Source organism: Hyphomicrobium album, from assembly GCF_009708035.1.
In the GTDB taxonomy this organism is placed as follows: Bacteria; Pseudomonadota; Alphaproteobacteria; order Rhizobiales; family Hyphomicrobiaceae; genus Hyphomicrobium_A; species Hyphomicrobium_A album.
The window spans coordinates 263,260-284,463 of the sequence record NZ_WMBQ01000001.1 but is presented as its reverse complement, the minus strand read 5'-3'; the positions used below and the strand labels follow the sequence as shown (position 1 = coordinate 284,463).

The window sequence follows — 21,204 nt, the reverse complement described above, 5'->3', positions numbered from 1 at the left end:
CAGATTAGAAGATGTTGCAGAGGATCTCTCCGCCCACGTTTTGCTCGCGCGCCTTCGAGTCGGACATCACGCCCTTCGGCGTCGAAAGGATCGCGACACCGAGACCGTTGGCGACGGTAGGCAGGTCGCGAACCGGCGAGTACACACGCCGGCCCGGCGTCGACACTCGCTTGATCTCGCGGATCGCGGGCTGCCCGTTGTAGTACTTGAGCTCGATCTCGAAGGTCGGCAGGGCGCCCTTCTGTTCGACGCGCGAGTAGCCGCGAATGTAGCCTTCCTCCTCGAGCACGTCGAGGACGCGGGCACGGATATTGGAAGCCGGAGTGACGACTTTCGGCCGGCGACGCATCTGCGCATTGCGGATGCGGGTCAGCATGTCGCCCAAGGGATCGTTTATCGACATTCGTTCTGCTCCCTTACCAGCTCGACTTGGTCATGCCGGGGATCAGGCCCTGGCTCGCCAGATCGCGAAGCTGGTTGCGGCACATTCTGAGCTTGCGGTAGTAGCCGCGCGCGCGGCCCGTGAGCTCGCAGCGATTGCGGATACGCACCGGCGAAGAATTGCGCGGCATCTCGGCCAGCTTGATGCGGGCGGCAAAACGCTCTTCCGCCGGACGCTTCAGGTCGCTGGCGATCGCCTTCAGGCGCTTGCGCTTCTCGGCCTTCTGGGCCGAGAGACGCCGCCGCATGTTGTTCTTCTCTACCGAACTCGTCTTAGCCATTTAAATCCTCCAAAGGCCTTTCGGGCTGATCCCGAGGTCCTCTAGCTGCGGAACGGGAAATTGAAGCCGCGCAGCAGTTCACGCGCTTCATCGTCGGATTGCGCCGACGTACACACGATGATGTCCATGCCCCAGATCTGGTCGACCTTGTCGTAGTCGATCTCGGGGAACACGATGTGCTCCTTCAAACCGCAGGCGTAGTTGCCGCGGCCGTCGAAGCTCTTCGGGTTCAGACCGCGGAAGTCCTTCACGCGCGGCAGCGCGATGGTGACGAAGCGGTCGATGAATTCGTACATGCGGTCGCCGCGCAGGGTGACCTTGGCGCCGATCGGCATGCCTTCGCGCAGCTTGTAGGTGGCGATGGCCTTGCGCGAGCGGGTCTGCACGGGCCGCTGACCGGCGATGAGGGCGAGATCGCCGGCGGCGCTCTCCACCTTCTTGCGGTCGTTGACGGCCTCGCCGACGCCCATGTTGAGGACGATCTTCTCGATCCTCGGCACCTGCATGTTGTTCGCGTATTCGAACTTCTTCTGCATGGCGTCGCGCACCACCTTCTCGTAGTGCGACTTCATACGCGGCTTGTAGTCCTTCGGGCGCGGCGCAGCTGGCGCACGCGGCTCCTTGGAAGCCGCCGCCTTCTTGTCACCCTTGGGGGCCTTGGGGGCCTTGGCCTTCTGCGGCGCGCCGTCCTTGGGGGCGCCAGCGGCCTTCGCCGGTTTCTCTTTGTCAGCCATGGCTCACTGTCTCTCCGGAATGACTTCGCCCGAGCGCTTGGCGAAGCGAACCTTCTTGCCGCCGTCGAGGAACTTGAAGCCGATGCGGGTCGGCTTGCCGTCCTTCGGATCCTCGAGCGCCAGGTTGGAAATGTGGATCGGCGCTTCCTTGGAAATGATGCCGCCTTCCTGGGCAGCGGTCTGCTTCTGGTGGCGGCGCACGACGTTGACGCCACGCACGATGGCGCGCTCCTCCTTGGGGAGCATCTCGACGACTTCGCCGTGCTTGCCCTTGTCGCGGCCGGCGATCACGATGACGTGGTCGCCCTTCTTGATCTTGAGCGATGCCATCACAGCACCTCCGGAGCGAGCGATACGATCTTCATGTGGTTCTTGGCTCTCAACTCGCGCGTGACAGGTCCGAAGATACGGGTGCCGACCGGCTCGCCCTGGGCGTTGATCAGCACCGCGGCGTTGCGGTCGAAGCGGATCAGCGAGCCGTCGGGACGGCGCACGCCCTTGGCGGTGCGCACGACGACGGCCTTCATCACCTGGCCCTTTTTGACGCGACCCTTCGGAATAGCTTCCTTGACCGAGACGACGATCACGTCGCCCACAGTCGCGTACTTGCGCTTCGAGCCGCCCAGCACTTTGATGCACTGAACGCGGCGCGCGCCCGAATTGTCAGCGACGTCGAGATTCGTCTCCATCTGGATCATCGCGCTGGTCCTTTCCAACTTCCGCCCTGGGGCGGACCTTCATCCTCGGCGGGCTTTCGCCCTACATTCTGCGTCGGTCTCAACCGGCCTCGGTCAAGACCACCCAGCGCTTGTTCTTCGAGATCGGCGCGCTCTCGACGATCTCTACCCGATCGCCGATCTTGAACACGTTCTTCTCGTCGTGTGCGTGGTACTTCTTCGTACGGCGAACGGTCTTCTTGAACAGCGGATGCGTGTAACGACGCTCCACCTCGACCACCACCGTCTTGTCGTTCTTGTCGGAGACGACCACGCCCTGCAGTACGCGTTTCGGCATTCGAATTACTCCTTCGCTGCGCTCTTGCCACCGCCAGCGCGCTTGGAGCGCGCAACGGTCAGCAAGCGAGCGATGTCACGGCGTACGCTGCGCACGCGCGAGGTGTTCTCAAGCTGGCCGGAAGCCCGCTGGAAGCGCAGGTTGAACTGCTCCTTCTTGAGCTTCTGCAGCTGGTCATCCAGCTGGTCGAGAGTCATGTCTCGAAACCCGTCCGCCTTCATCGCCTTAATTCCTCGTCCAATCCTTTAAGCTCAGCCAACTCGCGTCACGATACGCGTCTTGATCGGCAGCTTCGCCGCCCCGAGTACCAATGCCTCGCGTGCCAGCGCATCCGGCACGCCGTCCAGTTCGAACATGATGCGGCCCGGCTTGACCCTCGCGCACCAGTACTCGATCGAGCCCTTGCCGGAGCCCATGCGGACTTCGGCCGGCTTCTTCGTCACCGGCACATCGGGAAAGATGCGGATCCACACGCGTCCGGCGCGCTTCATGTGCCGCGTGATGGCGCGGCGGGCCGCTTCGATCTGGCGCGCGGTGACCCGCTCGGGCTCGACCGCCTTCAGTCCGTGCGAGCCGAAGTTGAGGTCCGTGCCACCCTTGGCCGCGCCATGGATGCGACCCTTGAAGGTCTTGCGGAATTTCGTCTTTTTGGGCTGCAGCATAACTTTCCGTCCTTGTCAGCGCATCGCGCTGGCTTAAGCCTTTTCCGCGCCGTCGCCGGCCGGTGCCGCGGCGGCAGCCGCTGCCTCTCGGCGCTCACGGCCACGATCGCCTCCGCGATCGCCACGGTCACCGCGATCGCGGTCGCCGTCACGCCGCGGACGTCCGCCGCCGGTCTCCTGCAGCTCGGTGTTCTTCTTCTCCGAGGCCATGGGGTCGTGCTCCATGATCTCGCCCTTGAAGATCCAAACCTTGATGCCGATGATGCCGTAGGCCGTCTTGGCAATGCCGTAGCCGAAATCGATATCGGCGCGCAGCGTGTGCAGCGGCACGCGGCCCTCGCGGTACCACTCCGTGCGGGCGATCTCCGCGCCGCCGAGGCGGCCGGCGACGTTGATACGAATGCCGAGTGCACCGAGGCGGAGCGCCGACTGCACCGAGCGCTTCATGGCGCGGCGGAAAGCGACGCGGCGCTCGAGCTGTTGAGCGATGGTCTCGGCGACCAGCGCAGCGTCGATCTCCGGCTTGCGGATCTCGACGATGTTGAGATGCACTTCCGAGCTCGTGAAGCGGGCGAGCTGGCCGCGCAGCTTCTCGATGTCGGCGCCCTTCTTGCCGATCAGGACGCCCGGGCGCGCCGTGTGCACGGTGACGCGGCACTTCTTGTGCGGGCGCTCGATGACGACCTTGGAGATGCCCGCCTGGCGGCGCTGCTGCATGATGTGATCACGCATGCGCATGTCTTCGTGCAGCAACCGGCCGTACTCGCCGCGGCCAGCGAACCAGCGGCTGTCCCAGGTGCGGTTGACGCCGACGCGCAGGCCGATCGGATTGACCTTCTGACCCATTATGCGGTCTCCTTCGCGGCCGGCTTGGCCTTGCCGCTCTTCTTGGCTGCTGCAGCCGGTTTCTTGGCGCCGCCCTTGGCTTCCTTGGCGGCGGGCTTGCCGGCTGCCTTCGACTTCTTCCTCGCTGGCTTCTCACCCTCTTCTTCCGCCTTCTGGCGAACGATGACGGTGATCTGCGAGAACGGCTTGGTGATCGATGAGGCGCGGCCGCGACCGCGGGCCGCGAAGCGGCGCATGATCAAATTCTTGCCGACGAACGCCTCCGAGACGACGAGCTCGTTGACGTCGAGGCCGTGGTTGTTCTCGGCATTGGCAACGGCCGACATCACGCACTTCTTCACGTCCTGCGCGATGCGCTTGCGCGAGAACTCGAGATCGGCGATCGCCGCATCAACCGGCTTGCCGCGGATCAGACCGGCGACAAGGTTCAGCTTGCGCGGAGAAACCCGGAGGTTTCTTGCCACGGCCTGCGCCTCGCTGTCGGAGAGGCTGCGCTCGCGTTTGGGCTTGCCCATAGTACTTCCGCCTTCGCCTTATCTGCCCTTAGTGGCTTTCTTGTCGCCGCCGTGACCGTGGAACATGCGGGTGGGAGCGAACTCGCCGAACTTGTGCCCGATCATGTCCTCGGTCACCGCGACCGGAACGTGCTTGTGCCCGTTGTGCACGCCGAACGTCAGACCGACGAACTGCGGCAGGATCGTCGAGCGGCGGCTCCACATCTTGATGATCTCGCTACGGCCCGACGAGCGCACCTTCTCCGCCTTCTTGAGGAGGTAGCCGTCGACGAACGGACCTTTCCAAACTGCACGTGTCATAACCTGTCTCCTCGTAGCCGCCGGCTACTTCTTCTTCGCCGCACGGCTGCGAATGATGTACTTGTCGGTCGACTTGTTCTTGCGCGTCTTGTAGCCCTTGGTCGGCTTGCCCCACGGGGTCGCCCAGTGCTTGCCGCCGTTGGTGCGGCCACCGTTCGGGTGGTCGATCGGGTTCATGGTGATGGAGCGCACGGTCGGGCGAGTGCCCTTCCAGCGTGTCCGGCCGGCCTTGGCCGTCACTTCGTTCGAATGGTCGGGGTTCGACACGGCGCCGATGGTCGCCATGCACTCGGCGCGCACGCGGCGCGTCTCGCCGGAATTCAGCTTCAGCACGGCCCAGCCGCTGTCGCGGCCGACGAGCTGCACGAAGGCGCCGGCGGAACGCGCGATCTGGCCGCCGCGGCCCGGTTTCAGCTCGACGTTGTGCACGATGGTGCCGATCGGCATGCCGGCCAGCGGCATGGCGTTGCCGGGCTTGACGTCGACCTTCTCGCCGGAGACGACCTGGTCACCGACAGCAAGACGCTGCGGCGCCAGGATGTAGGCAAGCTCGCCGTCCTGGTACTTGATCAGCGCGATGAAGGCGGTGCGATTGGGATCGTACTCGATCCGCTCGACCTTGGCGGGCGCGTCGAACTTGCGACGGCGGAAGTCGACCATGCGGTACGACCGTTTGGCGCCGCCGCCGATGTGGCGCATCGTGATACGGCCGTCGTTGTTACGGCCGCCGGTCTTCGACTTGCCCTCGACGAGAACCTTGATCGGCGCGCCCTTCCAGAGCTGCGAGCGATCCACCAGCACCAATTGGCGCAGGCTGGGGGTCGTTGGGCGGAATGTCTTCAGTGCCATGGTCGTTACCTGCGGTCCGTATCCTTAGAGGCCCGTCGCAATGTCGATGTGGTGACCCTCGACCAGCGTCACGATCGCCTTCTTGGCGTCGCTCTGCAGGGCACGATGGCCACGGAACGTCTTGAGCTTGCCCTTGCGGACGAGCGTATTCACGGCCTTCACCTTCACCTTGAACAGGCTCTCGATGGCGGCCTTGATCTCCGCCTTCGTCGCGCGGGGCGAGACGTTGAAGATCACCTGGTTGGCTTCCGAGACGAGCGTCGACTTCTCGGTGATGACCGGCGAGACGATGACGTCATAGGCGCTGTGGTGCTTGCTCATGACTTGCTCCCCTCGGCGGCGTGATTGTTCACGGCGTCAGCGAAGCGCTCCTCGAGCGCGGCGATGGCGGCCTTGGTCAGCACCAGCTTCCGGCGGCGCAGAATGTCGTACACGTTGATGCCCTGCACCGGCAGAACGTCGATGTTCGGCAGGTTACGGGCGGCGCGGACGAAGTCGGTCTGGAGCTCGGCGCCGTCGATGATCAGCACGTTGGTCCATTCGAGCTTGGCGAACTGATCGCGGAGAGCCTGCGTCTTGCCCTCTTTCGATTCCGCCTTGTCGAGCACGACGAGCTCGCCGGCAGCCTGCTTGGCCGAGAGCGCGTGGCGCAGCGCCAGTGCGCGCACCTTCTTGGGAAGCTCGAAGGCGTGGTCGCGCGGCTTGGGCCCGAACGCCTTGCCGCCGCCGCGCCACTGCGGCACCGACTTGTCGCCGTGACGGGCGCCGCCGGTACCCTTCTGCTTGTACATCTTCTTGCCCGTGACGTTCACTTCCGAACGGTCCTGGGCGTGATGCGTGCCGGCGCGGCGCTTGGCCAGCTGATAGCGGACCATGCGTTGAATGAGGTCGGGGCGCGGCTTCAGACCGAAGATGGCCTCGGCCAGGTCGACCGTGCCGGCCTTGGCGGCCGCGAGCGTGGTGACATCAGCTTTCATCACGCCTGCTCCTTCGCCTCAGCGGCAGCTTCGCCGCCGCGTGCCTTGAATGCGCCCGGACGCGGGGCGTCCTTGTGCGGTTGCTTCAGAACGGCGTCGCGTACCAGCACCCAGCCGCCCTTCGAGCCGGGAACCGCGCCGCGTACCATGACGAGGCCGCGCTCCACGTCGGTTTTCACGACGACGAGGTTCTGCGTCGTCACCCGCTCCGAGCCCATGTGGCCGGCCATCTTCTTGCCCTTGAACACCTTGCCGGGGTCCTGGCGCTGACCGGTCGAGCCGTGGCTGCGGTGGCTGAGCGACACGCCGTGCGTCGCGCGCAGACCGCCGAAGTTCCAGCGCTTCATTGCGCCCTGGAAGCCCTTGCCCTGGTTGGTGCCCGTCACGTCGACGAACTGGCCCGGGACGAAGTGGTCGGCGGTGATCTGGGCGCCCACGTCGATGAGGTTCTCGGGGGTGACCCGGAACTCAACAAGCTTGCGCTTCGGCTCGACCTTGGCGACCGCGAAGTTCTGCCGGTCGGCCTTGGTGAGGCGCGACGGCTTGCGGGTACCGGCGCCCAACTGCAGCGCGGTGTAGCCGTTCTTGTCGTTGGTGCGATGACCGACAACCTGCACGTTGTCGAGCTTCAGCACGGTCACCGGGATGTGTTCCCCAGCGTCCGTGAAGATGCGGGTCATGCCCACCTTCTGTGCAATTACTCCGGAACGCATGAGAGCATTCCTTCCTTCTCAATTTCTCGGCGCCTGGCGACAACCGCCGGCCCGAATTGCCCTTAGAGCTTGATCTCGACGTCGACGCCTGCCGCCAAGTCGAGTTTCATCAGTGCATCGACCGTCTGCGGAGTCGGGTCGACGATGTCGAGAAGACGCTTGTGAGTGCGCATCTCGAACTGATCGCGGCTCTTCTTGTCGATGTGCGGAGAACGGTTCACGGTGAACCGCTCAAAGCGCGTCGGCAGCGGAATGGGTCCGCGTACCTCAGCGCCGGTGCGCTTCGCCGTGTTGACGATCTCTCGCGTCGAGGCATCGAGAATTCGATGATCGAATGCCTTGAGGCGAATGCGAATATTTTGGCCGTTCATGTCCCGCACTCTTTCAAAAGAAAGAAGCGCCCGCCCGCGGACGCTTCCTTGGCTTTTGCCCTTTACTCGACGATTTTGGCGACGACACCCGAACCGACCGTACGGCCGCCTTCACGGATGGCGAAGCGCAGCTTCTCCTCCATGGCGATCGGGGTGATGAGTTCGACGTCGATCGTCACGTTGTCACCGGGCATCACCATTTCGGTGCCGGCCGGCAGCGTCACGACGCCCGTCACGTCCGTGGTCCGGAAGTAGAACTGCGGACGGTAGTTGGTGAAAAACGGCGTGTGGCGGCCACCCTCTTCCTTGGTGAGGATGTAGGCCTCGGCCTTGAACTTCTTGTGCGGCTTGACGGAGCCGGGCTTGCACAGCACCTGGCCGCGCTCCACGGCTTCCTTGTCGATGCCGCGCAGCAGGCAGCCGACGTTGTCGCCGGCCTGGCCCTGGTCGAGCAGCTTGCGGAACATCTCGACGCCGGTGACGATCGACTTCTGCGTGTCCTTGATGCCGACGATCTCGACTTCCTCGCCGACCTTGACGATGCCGCGCTCGATACGGCCGGTCACGACGGTGCCGCGGCCGGAAATCGAGAACACGTCCTCGATCGGCATCAGGAACGGCTGATCGATCGGGCGCTCGGGCTGCGGGATCGACGCATCGACCGCGTTCATCAGCTCGAGGATGGCGTTCCGGCCCAGCTCAGGCTTCTTGTCCTCGAGCGCCATCAGGGCCGAGCCCTTGACGATCGGAATGGTGTCGCCGGGGAACTGGTAGGAGCTGAGGAGCTCGCGCACCTCCATCTCGACGAGCTCGATCAACTCGGCATCGTCGACCATGTCGACCTTGTTGAGGAACACGACGAGCGCCGGAACGCCGACCTGGCGGGCGAGCAGGATGTGCTCGCGGGTCTGCGGCATCGGACCGTCGGCAGCCGAGACGACGAGGATAGCGCCGTCCATCTGCGCGGCGCCGGTGATCATGTTCTTCACGTAGTCGGCGTGGCCGGGGCAGTCGACGTGGGCGTAGTGGCGCTTGTCGGTCTCGTACTCGACGTGCGCCGTCGAGATCGTGATGCCGCGCTCACGCTCCTCGGGGGCTTTGTCGATCTGATCGTAAGCGGTGTACTGCGCCTTGCCGGACTCGGCGAGAATCTTCGTGATCGCGGCCGTCAGAGACGTCTTGCCGTGATCGACGTGGCCGATCGTGCCGATATTGCAGTGCGGCTTGTTCCGCTCGAATTTTGCCTTGGCCATCGTGGCTCTCCACTTCAGTTGTCGGACCCCTTGGGGTCCCGTCTCTTCTGTTACTCGGCGCGCCTGACGGCACGCCTCATTCTATTGTCGTTATCAGGCGTACTTGGCCTTCACCTCGTCCGCCACGTTGCGCGGCACGTCCGCATAGTGGGCGAACTGCATGGTGTAGGACGCACGTCCCTGGCTCATGGACCGCAGCTGGCTCACGTAGCCGAACATGTTGGCGAGCGGTACGTAGGCGCGGATGACGGTGGCGTTGCCACGCATCTCCTGGTTGCGGATCTGACCACGGCGGCTGTTGATGTCGCCGATGACGCTGCCGACGAAATCGCCCGGCGTCACCACCTCGACATCCATCACCGGCTCGAGCAGCTTCACGCCGGCCTTGTCGCAGCCTTCCCGCAGCGCGGAGCGCGAAGCGATTTCGAAGGCGATCGCGGACGAGTCCACCTCGTGGAAGGCGCCGTCGTACAGCGTGACCTTGGTATCGACCATCGGGAAGCCGATGAGAACACCCGACTCCCAAACCGAGTTGATGCCCTTCTCGACGCCGGGGATGTACTCCTTCGGCACCGTGCCGCCGACGACCTCGGACTCGAACTCGTTACCCTTGCCCGTCTCGTTCGGCTCGATCCGCAGCTTGACGCGGGCGAACTGACCCGTGCCGCCGGTCTGCTTCTTGTGCGTGTAGTCGACTTCCGTCGCGCGCACGAGCGTCTCGCGGTAGGCGACCTGCGGAGCGCCGACGTTGGCGTCGACGCCGTAGGTGCGCCGCAGGATGTCGACCTTGATGTCGAGATGCAGCTCGCCCATGCCCTTGAGGATGGTCTCTCCCGACTCATGGTCGACCGAAACGCGGAAAGAAGGATCCTCGATGGCCATCGTCGACAGCGCCATCGACATCTTCTCTTGATCGGCCTTCGTCTTCGGCTCGATCTTCATCTCGATGACGGGGTTCGGGAACTCCATCTTCTCGAGCAGCACCGGCTTGTTCGGATCGCACAGAGTCTCGCCCGTGCGCGTGTCCTTGAGACCCGAGAGTGCAACGATGTCGCCGGCGAATGCTTCCTTGATCTCTTCGCGATCTGCGGCGTGCATCAGGTACATGCGGCCGACGCGCTCTTTCTTGTCGCGCGTGGTGTTGGTCAGCGCCATGCCGCTGTTGATCTTGCCCGAATAGATGCGGCAGAACGTGATCGAGCCGACGTGCTCGAAGCTCATGATCTTGAATGCCAGAAGCGACAGCGGATCCTCATCGATCGGCATGCGCAGCAGCGGCTCGCCGTTCTTGGGGTCGATGCCCTTGAACGCCTCACGATCGGCGGGCGAGGGCAGGAAGTCGACGACGGCGTCGAGCAGCGGCTGAACGCCCTTGTTCTTGAATGCCGAGCCGCACATCATCGGATAGAAGGCAGCCTTAACGGTCGCCTTGCGGATCAGACGGCGCAGCGTGTCCTCGTCGGGCTCCTTGCCCTCGAGGTAGGCTTCCATGGCCTCGTCTTCCATGTCGACGGCAGCTTCGATCATGCCGGCGCGATACTCGGCGGCGCGCTCCTTCATGTCCTCAGGAATCTCCTGAATGGACATCTTGGCGTCCTTGCCGTCGCCGTCCCAGACGTAGGCCTTCATGGTGATGAGGTCGATGACGCCGGCGAAATTGCTCTCCGAGCCGATGGGCAGCTGAATCGGAACCGGCTTGGCGCCGAGCTTCTCTTTGATGTCGTTGACGCACATGTAGAAGTCGGCGCCGGTCTTATCCATCTTGTTGGCGAAGATGATGCGCGGCACGCCGTACTTGTCGCCCTGACGCCAGACGGTCTCGGTCTGCGGCTCGACGCCCTGGTTGCTATCGAGCACGCACACGGCGCCGTCGAGCACGCGCAGCGAACGCTCGACTTCAATGGTGAAGTCGACGTGGCCTGGGGTGTCGATGATGTTCAGGCGACGCATACGCCCGTCACGCCCCGGCCAGAAGCAGGTCGTCGCGGCCGACGTGATGGTGATGCCGCGCTCGGCTTCCTGCTCCATGAAATCCATGGTCGCGGCGCCGTCGTGCACCTCACCGATCTTGTAGGACTTGCCGGTGTAATAGAGGATCCGCTCAGTCGTCGTCGTCTTCCCGGCATCGATGTGGGCCATGATGCCGAAATTGCGGTAGTCCTTGATGTCGTATTCGCGGGCCATGCTCTTAGCGCTCCGATCCGATCACCAGCGGTAATGGGAGAAGGCGCGGTTCGCCTCCGCCATCTTGTGCGTGTCTTCCCGCTTCTTGACCGCCGTGCCCCTGTTGTTGGCGGCATCGAGCAGCTCGCCCGAAAGCCGATCGACCATCGTGTTCTCGTTGCGCGCCCGCGCCGCGGTGATGAGCCAGCGAATGGCGAGCGCCTGACGGCGCTCCGGACGGACCTCGACCGGCACCTGGTAGGTGGCGCCGCCGACACGGCGCGAGCGGACTTCGACGGCCGGCATCACGTTGTCGAGGGCGGCGCGGAACAGCTGCACCGGGTCCGACTTCGACTTCGCCTCCATGCGCTCGAAAGCGCCATAGACGATGTTCTCGGCAACGGACTTCTTGCCCTGCTCCATCACCGCATTCATGAACTTGGAGATGACGACATCACCGAACTTCGGGTCCGGATTGACGACGCGCTTCTCTGCACTGTGACGACGGGACATTGCTGTTCAGCCTTCGCTTCGCTTCTCTCAATGACAATGGGCCGACTTACCGGCCCATGGCTCCCGCGCCTTGCGGGACAGACCGCCCGAGGGCGATCACTTCGGTCTCTTGGCACCGTACTTGGAACGGCGCTGTCTGCGGTCGGCGACGCCCTGCGTGTCGAGCACGCCGCGGATGATGTGGTAGCGCACGCCGGGGAGATCCTTGACGCGGCCGCCGCGGATGAGCACGACGGAGTGCTCCTGCAGGTTGTGGCCCTCGCCGGGGATGTAGCCGATCACCTCGTAGCCGTTGGTGAGACGGATCTTGGCGACCTTGCGGAGCGCCGAGTTCGGCTTCTTCGGCGTCGTGGTGTAGACGCGCGTGCAGACGCCACGCTTTTGCGGGCACGCCTCCATGTGGCGCGACTTCTCGCGGTACGTCTTCTGCGTCCGGGGTTTCCGGATCAACTGTTGTATCGTCGGCATGCGCCTCTTCCGTCCAACGCTTGCCCGGCTGACGCGTGTGCCAAACCGAACCTGCCAAGCCCACACCCCCAAAGGCGCGTGCCCGACACGAAAAAACCAGAGGATCATGCGTGCTCGGTGAGCGCCGCAGATCTTGGTCCGAATTTGTCCTCTGCTTTGCGACGGTAGCGTTTAGGTCAAGGCGCCCAGAATGAATGGACGCGAAATTGTCCTACCACCTACCGTGAGAGTTCGAGACCTATATACAGCCCGCGGAATCCGGTCAACACCTGCCAACCTCCCGCGGAGACAATTTTTTACTACGCCAGCCCGTCGTCAGAAATGGCGTTCGCTCGTGCGTTCCGAAAGCGAGGAAGCGCGGACGCTGTTCGCACCCGCGCTTCCCCTTAACCAGTAGAGATAGCCTTATTCCACGGCCTCTTCTGCGGTGCGGCGGCGGCGGCGCACCGGACCCGCGCCAGGACCGGCCAATGCCTTCTCGGCATCGACCTTCGCCTGCTCGCGGGCGATGAGTTCGTCGCGCTTTGCGGCGATCTTGCGCAGGCGGCGCAGAGCGCCACCCGTGCCTGCCGGGATTAGGCGGCCGACGATGACGTTCTCCTTGAGGCCCTCGAGCGTGTCCACCTTGCCGTTGACGGCGGCGTCCGTGAGCACGCGCGTGGTCTCCTGGAACGACGCGGCCGAGATGAACGACCGGGTCTGCAGCGACGCCTTGGTGATGCCGAGCAGAACCGGGCTCGCCGCCGCCGGCTTCTTGCCGGCCTCGACGTACTTGGCGTTGAGCTCGTCCAGCTCGACGCGGTCAAGCTGCTCGCCCTTGATCAGGTCGGTCTCGCCCACATCCGTCACCTCAACCTTCTGCAGCATCTGGCGAACGATCACCTCGATGTGCTTGTCGTTGATGGTCACGCCCTGCAGACGGTAGACGTCCTGGATCTCGTTGATGAGGTAGTTGGCAAGCTCCTCAACGCCCTTGATCGCCAGAATGTCGTGCGGCGCCGGGTGGCCGTCGTAGACGAAATCGCCACGCTCGACGCGGTCGCCGTGTTGCACCGTCAAGCTCTTGCCGCGCGGGATCAGGTACTCGACAGGCTCAGCGCTCGCATCGTCCGGCTTGATGGTGATGCGCTGCTTGTTCTTGTAGTCCTTGCCGAACTCGATGGTACCGGAGATCTCCGCAATGATCGCGTGATCCTTCGGCCGGCGAGCCTCGAACAGCTCGGCGACGCGCGGCAGACCGCCGGTGATGTCGCCCGAGCGTGCCGAAGCGGTCGGCACACGCGCAAGCACGTCGCCGGCCTTCACATCCTGACCGGGTTCCACCGACAGAATGGCATCGACCGACAACAGATAGCGGGCGTCGCCGCCGCGCGCGACCTTGATCGGCTTGCCCTTGCCGTCCTTGACGACGACGGCCGGCTTCAGGTCGGCCGAGCGTGGGGAAGCACGCCAATCGACGATGACGCGATTGGTCGTGCCCTTCATCTCGTCCGTCTGCTCGCGCACCGAGGCGCCTTCGATGAGGTCCTCGAAGTCCACCTTGCCGTTCACCTCGGTGAGCACCGGGCGGGTGAAGGGGTCCCACTGCGCGATCTTGGTGCCGCGCTTGACGGTGTCGCCTTCCTTCACGTGGACGCGCGAACCGTAAGGCACCTTGTGCGTGGCGAGCTCCTTGCCGCTCTGATCGACGATGACGACAGCCATCGTGCGGGTCATCGCGACCTCGCGGCCCTGGCTGTCCTTGACCACGGCCGGGTTCTTCACCTTCACGGTGCCGTTGAAGTTCGACTCGATGAACGACGAGTCGACCAGGTTGGCGGCGCCGCCGATGTGGAACGTGCGCATGGTGAGCTGCGTGCCCGGCTCGCCGATCGACTGAGCGGCGATGACGCCGACAGCCTCGCCGATGTTGACGGGCGTGCCGCGGGCGAGGTCGCGCCCGTAGCACTTGGCGCACACGCCGGTCACCGTATCGCAGGTGAGCACCGAGCGGATGCGGACTTCCTGCACCTGCGCCTTCTCGATCGCCTCGGCGTGACGCTCCTCGATGAGCTCGCCATTCTTGACGAGCACCGCCTTGCGGTTCGCCGGATCGACGATGTCCTCGGCGGCGGTACGGCCCAGCACGCGGGCGGCAAGCGAGACGATGACCTGTCCCGCGTCCACCACGGCCTGGACCTTGATGCCGCGCTCGGTGCCGCAATCATCCTCATAGATGATGCTGTCCTGCGCGACGTCGACGAGACGGCGCGTCAGGTAGCCCGAGTTCGCCGTCTTCAAGGCGGTGTCGGCGAGGCCCTTGCGGGCGCCGTGCGTCGAGTTGAAGTACTCGAGCACCGACAGACCTTCCTTGAAGTTGGAGATAATCGGCGTCTCGATGATCTCGCCCGAAGGCTTGGTCATCAGGCCGCGCATGCCGGCGAGCTGCTTCATCTGCGCCGGCGAGCCGCGGGCGCCCGAGTGGGACATCATCCACACGGAGTTCATCTGCTTCTCGCGGCCGTTCTTGTCCTTTTGAACCGAGGAGATGCGCTCCATCATCTCCTTGGCGATCTGGTCGGTACACTTGGACCAGGCGTCCACCACCTTGTTGTACTTCTCGAGCTGGGTGATGAGGCCGTCATTGTACTGCTGCTCGAACTCGCGCGTCATATCGGTCGTCTGCGCGACGATCTTGGCCTTGGTGTCGGGGATAAGCATGTCGTCCTTGCCGAACGAGATGCCGGCCTCGAAGGCGTGCTTGAAGCCCAGCGCCATGATCCGGTCGCAGAAAATGACCGTCTCCTTCTGACCGCAGTTGCGGTAGACGGCGTCGATCATGCCGGAGATGGCCTTCTTGGTGAGCAGCTGGTTGACGAGCGTCGGCTTGACGCTCTTCGGCAGCAGCTCGGCGAGGATCATGCGGCCAGGCGTGGTGTCGTGCACCTCGGTCGTCTGGTTGCCTTCCTCGTCGGTCACCGTGAAGCGGCCCTTCACCTTGGCGTGCAGGCTGACGACCCCAGCCTCGAGCGCATGGCGCGCTTCCGAGACCGAGCCCAGCAGCATGCCTTCGCCCGGCTCGTGATCGCGGATGATCGACAGGTAATAGAGGCCGAGCACGATATCCTGCGACGGCACGATGATCGGCGAGCCGTTGGCCGGATGCAGGATGTTGTTGGTCGACATCATCAGCACGCGGGCTTCGAGCTGCGCCTCGAGGGACAGCGGCACGTGGACGGCCATCTGGTCACCGTCGAAGTCGGCGTTGAACGCCGCGCAGACGAGCGGATGCAGCTGGATCGCCTTACCTTCGATCAGGATCGGCTCGAACGCCTGGATGCCGAGGCGGTGCAGCGTCGGCGCGCGGTTCAACAGAACCGGGTGCTCGCGGATCACCTCGTCCAGGATGTCCCACACCTCGCCCTTCTCCTTCTCGACGAGCTTCTTGGCCTGCTTCACGGTGGCGGCCTGGCCCTGGGCCTGCAGGCGCGCGTAGATGAACGGCTTGAACAGCTCGAGCGCCATCTTCTTCGGCAGGCCGCACTGGTGCAGCTTCAGCTCGGGACCGACGACGATCACCGAGCGGCCCGAGTAGTCGACGCGCTTGCCGAGCAGGTTCTGACGGAAGCGGCCCTGCTTGCCCTTGAGCATGTCGGCGAGCGACTTCAGCGGCCGCTTGTTGGCGCCGGTGATGACGCGGCCGCGGCGGCCGTTGTCGAACAGCGCATCGACCGCTTCCTGAAGCATGCGCTTCTCGTTGCGGATGATGATGTCCGGCGCGCGCAGCTCCATCAGCCGCTTCAGACGATTGTTGCGGTTGATGACGCGGCGATAGAGATCGTTGAGGTCGGACGTGGCGAAGCGGCCGCCGTCGAGAGGAACGAGCGGACGCAGCTCCGGCGGAATGACCGGCACGACGGTAAGGATCATCCACTCGGGCCGGTTGCCCGAGTCAAGGAACGCCTCGATGACCTTCAGGCGCTTGCCGAGCTTCTTCGGCTTCAGCTCGGTCGTCGCCTCGGCGATCTCCTGGCGCAAGTCGATTGCGATCTTCGGCAGGTCCATCGCCGAGAGCATCTCGCGGATCGCCTCGGCGCCGATGCCGGCCGTGAAGCTGTCCGGGCCGTGCTCGTCGAGCGCGCGGTTGTAGTCCTCCTCCGTGAGAAGCTGCTTCTCGCGGAAGGCGGTGATGCCGGGCTCGATGACGATGTACTGCTCGAAATAGAGAACGCGCTCGAGATCCTTGAGCGGCATGTCGAGCAGCAAGCCGATGCGCGAGGGCAGCGACTTCAGGAACCAGATGTGAGCGACCGGCGCGGCGAGCTCGATGTGGCCCATGCGCTCGCGGCGAACCTTGGCGAGGGTGACCTCGACGCCGCACTTTTCGCAGATCAGGCCCTTGTACTTCATCCGCTTGTACTTGCCGCACAAGCACTCGTAGTCCTTGATCGGACCGAAGATGCGCGCGCAGAACAAGCCGTCGCGCTCGGGCTTGAACGTGCGGTAGTTGATCGTCTCGGGCTTCTTAATCTCGCCGAACGACCACGACAGGATGTCGTCAGGACTCGCGATGGAGATCTTGATCTGGTCGAACGTCGGGAGGGGCGCTTGCGTCTTGAACAGGTTGGTGATCTCGTTCATCCGTCTCTCCATTCGGGGCGTGGCCAGCACCCCGTGTCAGACTTGCGAGGATCAGATCGCGGTCGATCCTCGCAGAAACGGGCTCTTGGCGTCATTGAGCCCTAGATTGGGTGGCGCGGCTTTCACGCGCCTTTGTCCGGGGCCCGTGGGGCCCCGGACTGGTCTTCAATCGATCATTCGGCGGCAGGAGGCAGCTGCGGCTGCTTCTGCGGCTCCTGCTCCTGATCCGGTGCGGGCAGCCTTCCGGCGTCCGAGTTCTCCAGCTCGACGTTGAGGCCAAGGGCACGCATTTCCTTGACCAACACGTTGAAGCTTTCCGGCACGCCGGCCTCGAAGGTGTCGTCGCCACGCACGATCGCCTCGTAGACCTTGGTGCGGCCGGCGACGTCGTCCGACTTCACCGTCAGCATCTCCTGCAGCGTGTAGGCGGCACCGTAGGCTTCGAGTGCCCACACCTCCATTTCGCCGAAGCGCTGGCCGCCGAACTGCGCCTTGCCGCCCAGCGGCTGCTGGGTGACGAGTGAGTACGGACCGATGGAGCGAGCGTGGATCTTGTCGTCGACAAGGTGGTGCAGCTTCAAGATGTACTTGTAACCGACCGTAACCTTGCGATCGAACGCCTGGCCCGTGCGGCCGTCGAACAGCGTCACCTGCCCGCTCGTGTCGAAACCGGCAAGCTTCAGCATGTCGACGATGTCCGGCTCCTTGGCGCCGTCGAACACCGGCGTGGCAATCGGCACACCCTTCTTGAGCTTGTCGGCAATCTCGGCCAACTCTTCGTCCTTGATGTTCGCCTTGAACTGATCCTTGCCGTAGATCTTCGCCATCTCGTCGCGAAGCTGCTGCGCCTTGCCCGAGGCATGGAACTCCTGCAGCGCCTCGTCGATGATGCGGCCGAGACCGCGACACGCCCAACCAAGATGCGTCTCGAGGATCTGCCCGACGTTCATGCGCGAGGGCACGCCCAGCGGGTTCAGCACCACGTCGACATGCGTGCCGTCCTCGAGGAACGGCATGTCCTCGCACGGTACGATCATCGACACGACACCCTTGTTGCCGTGACGGCCGGCCATCTTGTCGCCCGGCTGGATCTTGCGCTTCACGGCGACGAAGACCTTGACCATCTTCATCACGCCGGGAGGCAGCTCGTCGCCGCGCTGCAGCTTGTCGACCTTGTCAACGAAGCGACGCTCGAGGCTCTTCTTGGCCTCCTCGTACTGCTTGTTGATGGCCTCGATCTCGCTCTGCGCCTTCTCGTTCTTGAGACCGAACTCCCACCAATGGCTGCGCGGGACAGCTTCGAGGATCTCCTCGTTGATGTGCGTGCCCTTGGGGGCCGCCTTCGGACCCTTGGCGACTTCCTTGCCTAGCAGCGCTTCCTTGAGACGCGCGTAGACGTTGCGGTCGAGGATCTGCATCTCGTCGTCGCGGTCCTTGGCGAGACGCTCGATCTCCTCGCGCTCGATCGCCATGGCACGCTCGTCTTTCTCGACGCCGTGGCGATTGAAGACGCGCACCTCGACGACCGTGCCCGCCACGCCCGGCGGCAGCCGCAGCGAGGTGTCGCGCACGTCGGAAGCCTTCTCGCCGAAGATAGCGCGCAGGAGCTTCTCTTCCGGCGTCATCGGGCTTTCGCCCTTCGGCGTGATCTTGCCGACGAGGATGTCGCCGGGGTTCACTTCCGCGCCGATGTAGACGATGCCGGCTTCGTCGAGGTTCTTCAGCGCTTCTTCCGAAACGTTCGGGATGTCGCGCGTGATCTCCTCCGGCCCGAGCTTGGTGTCGCGGGCCATGACCTCGAATTCCTCGATGTGGATCGAGGTGAAGATGTCGTCGGAGACGACACGCTCGGAGAGGAGGATGGAATCCTCGAAGTTGTAGCCCATCCACGGCATGAACGCGACGAGCACGTTCTTGCCCAGCGCCAGATCGCCGAGGTCGGTCGACGGACCGTCGGCGATGATCTCGCCCGCCTCGACCGCGTCACCCACGTGCACCAGCGGACGCTGGTTGATGCAGGTGTTCTGGTTCGAACGCTGGAACTTGCGCAGACGGTAGATGTCGACGCCCGGCTTCGACGGATCGGTCTCGGCCGTGGCGCGGATCACGATACGCGTCGCGTCCACCTGGTCGACGACGCCGGTGCGGCGAGCCGCGATGGCGGCGCCGGAGTCGCGGGCCACCACCTCTTCCATGCCGGTGCCGACGAGCGGCGCCTCGGCGCGGATGAGCGGCACGGCCTGACGCTGCATGTTGGAGCCCATCAACGCGCGGTTGGCGTCGTCGTTCTCGAGGAACGGGATGAGCGCCGCGGCGACAGACACGAGCTGCTTGGGCGACACGTCGATGTAGTCGACCTTCTCCTGCGGCACGAGCAGCACGTCGCCCTGATAGCGGCAGGTGATGAGATCGTCCGTCAGCTTGCCTTTCGCGTCGACCTCGGCGTTCGCCTGGGCGACGTGGTGGCGCATTTCTTCCATCGCCGACAGGTAGACGACCTGATCGGTGAGCTTGCCGTTCACGACCTTGCGGTACGGGCTCTCGATAAAGCCGTACTTGTTGACGCGCGCGAACGTCGCCAGCGAGTTGATGAGGCCGATGTTCGGGCCTTCCGGCGTCTCGATGGGACAGATGCGGCCGTAGTGCGTCGGATGCACGTCGCGCACCTCGAAGCCGGCGCGCTCACGCGTGAGACCGCCCGGACCAAGGGCCGAGAGGCGGCGCTTGTGGGTGATCTCCGACAGCGGGTTCGTCTGGTCCATGAACTGCGAGAGCTGCGAGGAGCCGAAGAACTCGCGCACGGCGGCGGCCGCCGGCTTGGCGTTGATCAGGTCCTGCGGCATGACCGTGTCGATATCGACCGAGGACATGCGCTCCTTGATGGCGCGCTCCATGCGGAGCAGGCCGACGCGGTACTGGTTCTCCATCAACTCGCCGACCGAGCGCACGCGCCGGTTGCCGAGGTGATCGATGTCGTCGATCTCGCCCTTGCCGTCGCGCAGGTCGACCAGCGTCTTGATGACGGCGAGGATGTCCTCCCTGCGCAGCACCCGCATGGTGTCGGGCGCATCGAGCTCGAGGCGCATGTTCATCTTCACGCGGCCGACGGCCGAGAGGTCGTAGCGCTCGCTGTCGAAGAACAGCGAATGGAAGAGGTTGGTCGCCGCCTCGATGGTCGGAGGCTCACCGGGCCGCATGACCCGGTAGATGTCCATCAACGCCTCTTCCTGGTTGGCGTTCTTGTCGATGTTGAGCGTGTTGCGGATGAACGGCCCGATGTTGACGTGGTCGATGTCGAGGAGCGGGAACTCCTTGACCTTCTGATCCTTCAGCTCGGCCAGCAGCTCGGCATCGAGCTCGTCGCCAGCCTCGGCCATGATCGCACCCGTCTCCAGGTCGACGATGTCGGCGGCGATGTAGCGCCCGGCGAGGTCGTCGGACGAAACGAGGATCTCCTTCAAGCCGCCTTCGGCCAGCTCACGCGCCTTGCGGGCGGTGAGCTTCTCGCCCGCCTTGATGATCACCTCGCCCGTCTTGGCGTCGGCAAGGTCGGCCGTCGGCGTCATGCCGCGCATCTTCTCGGGCACGAACGGCATCTTCCAGCCGCGCTTCGATTCCTTGACGGTGATGTGCTTGTAGAACGTCGACAGGATCTCTTCGTCGTTGAGACCCAGCGCATAGAGCAGCGTCGTCACCGGCAGCTTGCGGCGACGGTCGATGCGCACGTAGACGATGTCCTTGGCGTCGAACTCGAAGTCGAGCCACGAGCCGCGATAGGGAATGATGCGCGCGGCGAACAGCAGCTTGCCCGAGGCGTGCGTGCGCCCGCGGTCGTGATCGAAGAACACGCCCGGAGAGCGGTGCATCTGCGAGACGATGACGCGCTCGGTGCCGTTGATGACGAACGTGCCGTTCATGGTCATGAGCGGCATGTCGCCCATGTAGACGTCCTGCTCCTTGACGTCCTTGATCGACTTGGAGCCCGTCTCCTCGTTCACATCGAACACGATCAGGCGCAGCTTGACCTTCAGCGGCGCCGAGAAGGTCATATCGCGCTGCATGCACTCGTCGACGTCGTACTTCGGCAGCTCGAACTCGTAGCGCACGAACTCGAGGGTCGCCCGTCCCGAGAAGTCGGAGATCGGGAACACCGACTTGAAGACCGCCTGTAGACCGTGATCGTCGGAACGGCCGCCGGGGGGTTCCTTGACCATCAGGAAGTCGTCATAGGAGCTCTTTTGAACCTCGATGAGGTTCGGCATCTCTGCGACTTCGCGAATGGATCCGAATTTCTTCCGGATGCGCTTGCGGCCGTTGAACGTCTCAGCCATTTCCGCTCCTTGTCATCGCGCAGGTGACGGCCCGCGCTGCTGCTGCCTGCATGGCGAGGGCCGCCAACCCTCGCGTAGCCTTTAAACGGCTCGCCGGAAGGCCCGTTGAGGGTTGTATGACCCTCAAAAGACCCTCCGGAGAGACGTCCAGAT

General features: G+C 64.1%; 21 protein-coding genes and 1 pseudogene. All 22 read right to left on the bottom strand.

Annotation, left to right across the window (positions count from 1 at the left end; all coding sequences use genetic code 11):
• Positions 1-4: 4 nt before the first annotated feature.
• On the bottom strand, positions 5-403 hold the full coding sequence (gene rpsH / locus GIW81_RS01230) for a 30S ribosomal protein S8 (protein ID WP_154737537.1): 399 nt from the start codon (positions 401-403) through the stop codon (positions 5-7).
• 13 nt (positions 404-416) lie between these two features.
• Positions 417-722 (bottom strand): 30S ribosomal protein S14, encoded by a 306-nt coding sequence (gene rpsN / locus GIW81_RS01225; protein ID WP_154737536.1) that lies wholly within the window; start codon positions 720-722, stop codon positions 417-419.
• A gap of 41 nt (positions 723-763) precedes the next feature.
• Complete coding sequence (gene rplE / locus GIW81_RS01220; RefSeq protein WP_154737535.1) at positions 764-1,456, bottom strand: 50S ribosomal protein L5; 693 nt, start codon at positions 1,454-1,456, stop codon at positions 764-766.
• 3 nt (positions 1,457-1,459) lie between these two features.
• The gene (rplX, locus tag GIW81_RS01215; protein ID WP_154737534.1) at positions 1,460-1,786 is read right to left on the bottom strand and encodes a 50S ribosomal protein L24; all 327 of its coding nucleotides are present in this window, start codon (positions 1,784-1,786) and stop codon (positions 1,460-1,462) included.
• Entirely contained in the window at positions 1,786-2,154 is a 369-nt protein-coding gene (rplN, locus tag GIW81_RS01210) for a 50S ribosomal protein L14 (protein WP_154737533.1), read from the bottom strand. The genes rplX and rplN overlap by 1 nt, the downstream gene beginning before the upstream one ends.
• 79 nt (positions 2,155-2,233) lie before the next feature.
• The gene (gene rpsQ, locus GIW81_RS01205) at positions 2,234-2,470 is read right to left on the bottom strand and encodes a 30S ribosomal protein S17 (RefSeq protein ID WP_154737532.1); all 237 of its coding nucleotides are present in this window, start codon (positions 2,468-2,470) and stop codon (positions 2,234-2,236) included.
• 5 nt (positions 2,471-2,475) lie between these two features.
• The gene (rpmC, locus tag GIW81_RS01200) at positions 2,476-2,691 is read right to left on the bottom strand and encodes a 50S ribosomal protein L29 (RefSeq protein WP_154737531.1); all 216 of its coding nucleotides are present in this window, start codon (positions 2,689-2,691) and stop codon (positions 2,476-2,478) included.
• 30 nt (positions 2,692-2,721) lie between these two features.
• A complete protein-coding gene (gene rplP, locus GIW81_RS01195; RefSeq protein WP_154737530.1) occupies positions 2,722-3,132 on the bottom strand; it encodes a 50S ribosomal protein L16 in 411 nt (136 codons plus the stop codon).
• Positions 3,133-3,165: 33 nt separating this feature from the next.
• On the bottom strand, positions 3,166-3,978 hold the full coding sequence (gene rpsC, locus GIW81_RS01190; RefSeq protein WP_154737529.1) for a 30S ribosomal protein S3: 813 nt from the start codon (positions 3,976-3,978) through the stop codon (positions 3,166-3,168).
• A gap of 140 nt (positions 3,979-4,118) precedes the next feature.
• Positions 4,119-4,493 (bottom strand): annotated as a pseudogene (gene rplV / locus GIW81_RS01185) (50S ribosomal protein L22); the annotation flags it as partial.
• Between the two features lie 18 nt (positions 4,494-4,511).
• Positions 4,512-4,793, bottom strand: a complete 282-nt coding sequence (gene rpsS / locus GIW81_RS01180) for a 30S ribosomal protein S19 (RefSeq protein ID WP_154737527.1) — start codon at positions 4,791-4,793, stop codon at positions 4,512-4,514.
• A gap of 24 nt (positions 4,794-4,817) precedes the next feature.
• Complete coding sequence (gene rplB, locus GIW81_RS01175; RefSeq protein WP_154737526.1) at positions 4,818-5,642, bottom strand: 50S ribosomal protein L2; 825 nt, start codon at positions 5,640-5,642, stop codon at positions 4,818-4,820.
• A 24-nt stretch (positions 5,643-5,666) separates the two neighbouring features.
• Positions 5,667-5,963, bottom strand: coding sequence for a 50S ribosomal protein L23 (locus GIW81_RS01170; protein ID WP_154737525.1), 297 nt, complete (start codon positions 5,961-5,963; stop codon positions 5,667-5,669).
• Positions 5,960-6,619 (bottom strand): 50S ribosomal protein L4, encoded by a 660-nt coding sequence (gene rplD, locus GIW81_RS01165; RefSeq protein ID WP_154737524.1) that lies wholly within the window; start codon positions 6,617-6,619, stop codon positions 5,960-5,962. Before rplD ends, GIW81_RS01170 begins: the two co-directional genes overlap by 4 nt.
• On the bottom strand, positions 6,619-7,332 hold the full coding sequence (gene rplC / locus GIW81_RS01160; protein ID WP_154737523.1) for a 50S ribosomal protein L3: 714 nt from the start codon (positions 7,330-7,332) through the stop codon (positions 6,619-6,621). The genes rplD and rplC overlap by 1 nt, the downstream gene beginning before the upstream one ends.
• Positions 7,333-7,394: 62 nt before the next feature.
• Positions 7,395-7,703, bottom strand: coding sequence for a 30S ribosomal protein S10 (rpsJ, locus tag GIW81_RS01155; RefSeq protein WP_072377406.1), 309 nt, complete (start codon positions 7,701-7,703; stop codon positions 7,395-7,397).
• A gap of 62 nt (positions 7,704-7,765) precedes the next feature.
• Positions 7,766-8,956, bottom strand: coding sequence for an elongation factor Tu (tuf, locus tag GIW81_RS01150; RefSeq protein WP_154737522.1), 1,191 nt, complete (start codon positions 8,954-8,956; stop codon positions 7,766-7,768).
• Between the two features lie 93 nt (positions 8,957-9,049).
• The gene (fusA, locus tag GIW81_RS01145) at positions 9,050-11,140 is read right to left on the bottom strand and encodes an elongation factor G (protein ID WP_154737521.1); all 2,091 of its coding nucleotides are present in this window, start codon (positions 11,138-11,140) and stop codon (positions 9,050-9,052) included.
• Between the two features lie 21 nt (positions 11,141-11,161).
• Positions 11,162-11,632 (bottom strand): 30S ribosomal protein S7, encoded by a 471-nt coding sequence (gene rpsG, locus GIW81_RS01140; RefSeq protein ID WP_154737520.1) that lies wholly within the window; start codon positions 11,630-11,632, stop codon positions 11,162-11,164.
• A 96-nt stretch (positions 11,633-11,728) separates the two neighbouring features.
• The gene (gene rpsL, locus GIW81_RS01135) at positions 11,729-12,100 is read right to left on the bottom strand and encodes a 30S ribosomal protein S12 (protein WP_154737519.1); all 372 of its coding nucleotides are present in this window, start codon (positions 12,098-12,100) and stop codon (positions 11,729-11,731) included.
• A gap of 405 nt (positions 12,101-12,505) precedes the next feature.
• On the bottom strand, positions 12,506-16,720 hold the full coding sequence (rpoC, locus tag GIW81_RS01130) for a DNA-directed RNA polymerase subunit beta' (RefSeq protein ID WP_154737518.1): 4,215 nt from the start codon (positions 16,718-16,720) through the stop codon (positions 12,506-12,508).
• Between the two features lie 173 nt (positions 16,721-16,893).
• Entirely contained in the window at positions 16,894-21,051 is a 4,158-nt protein-coding gene (gene rpoB / locus GIW81_RS01125) for a DNA-directed RNA polymerase subunit beta (RefSeq protein WP_154737517.1), read from the bottom strand.
• Positions 21,052-21,204 lie beyond the last annotated feature (153 nt).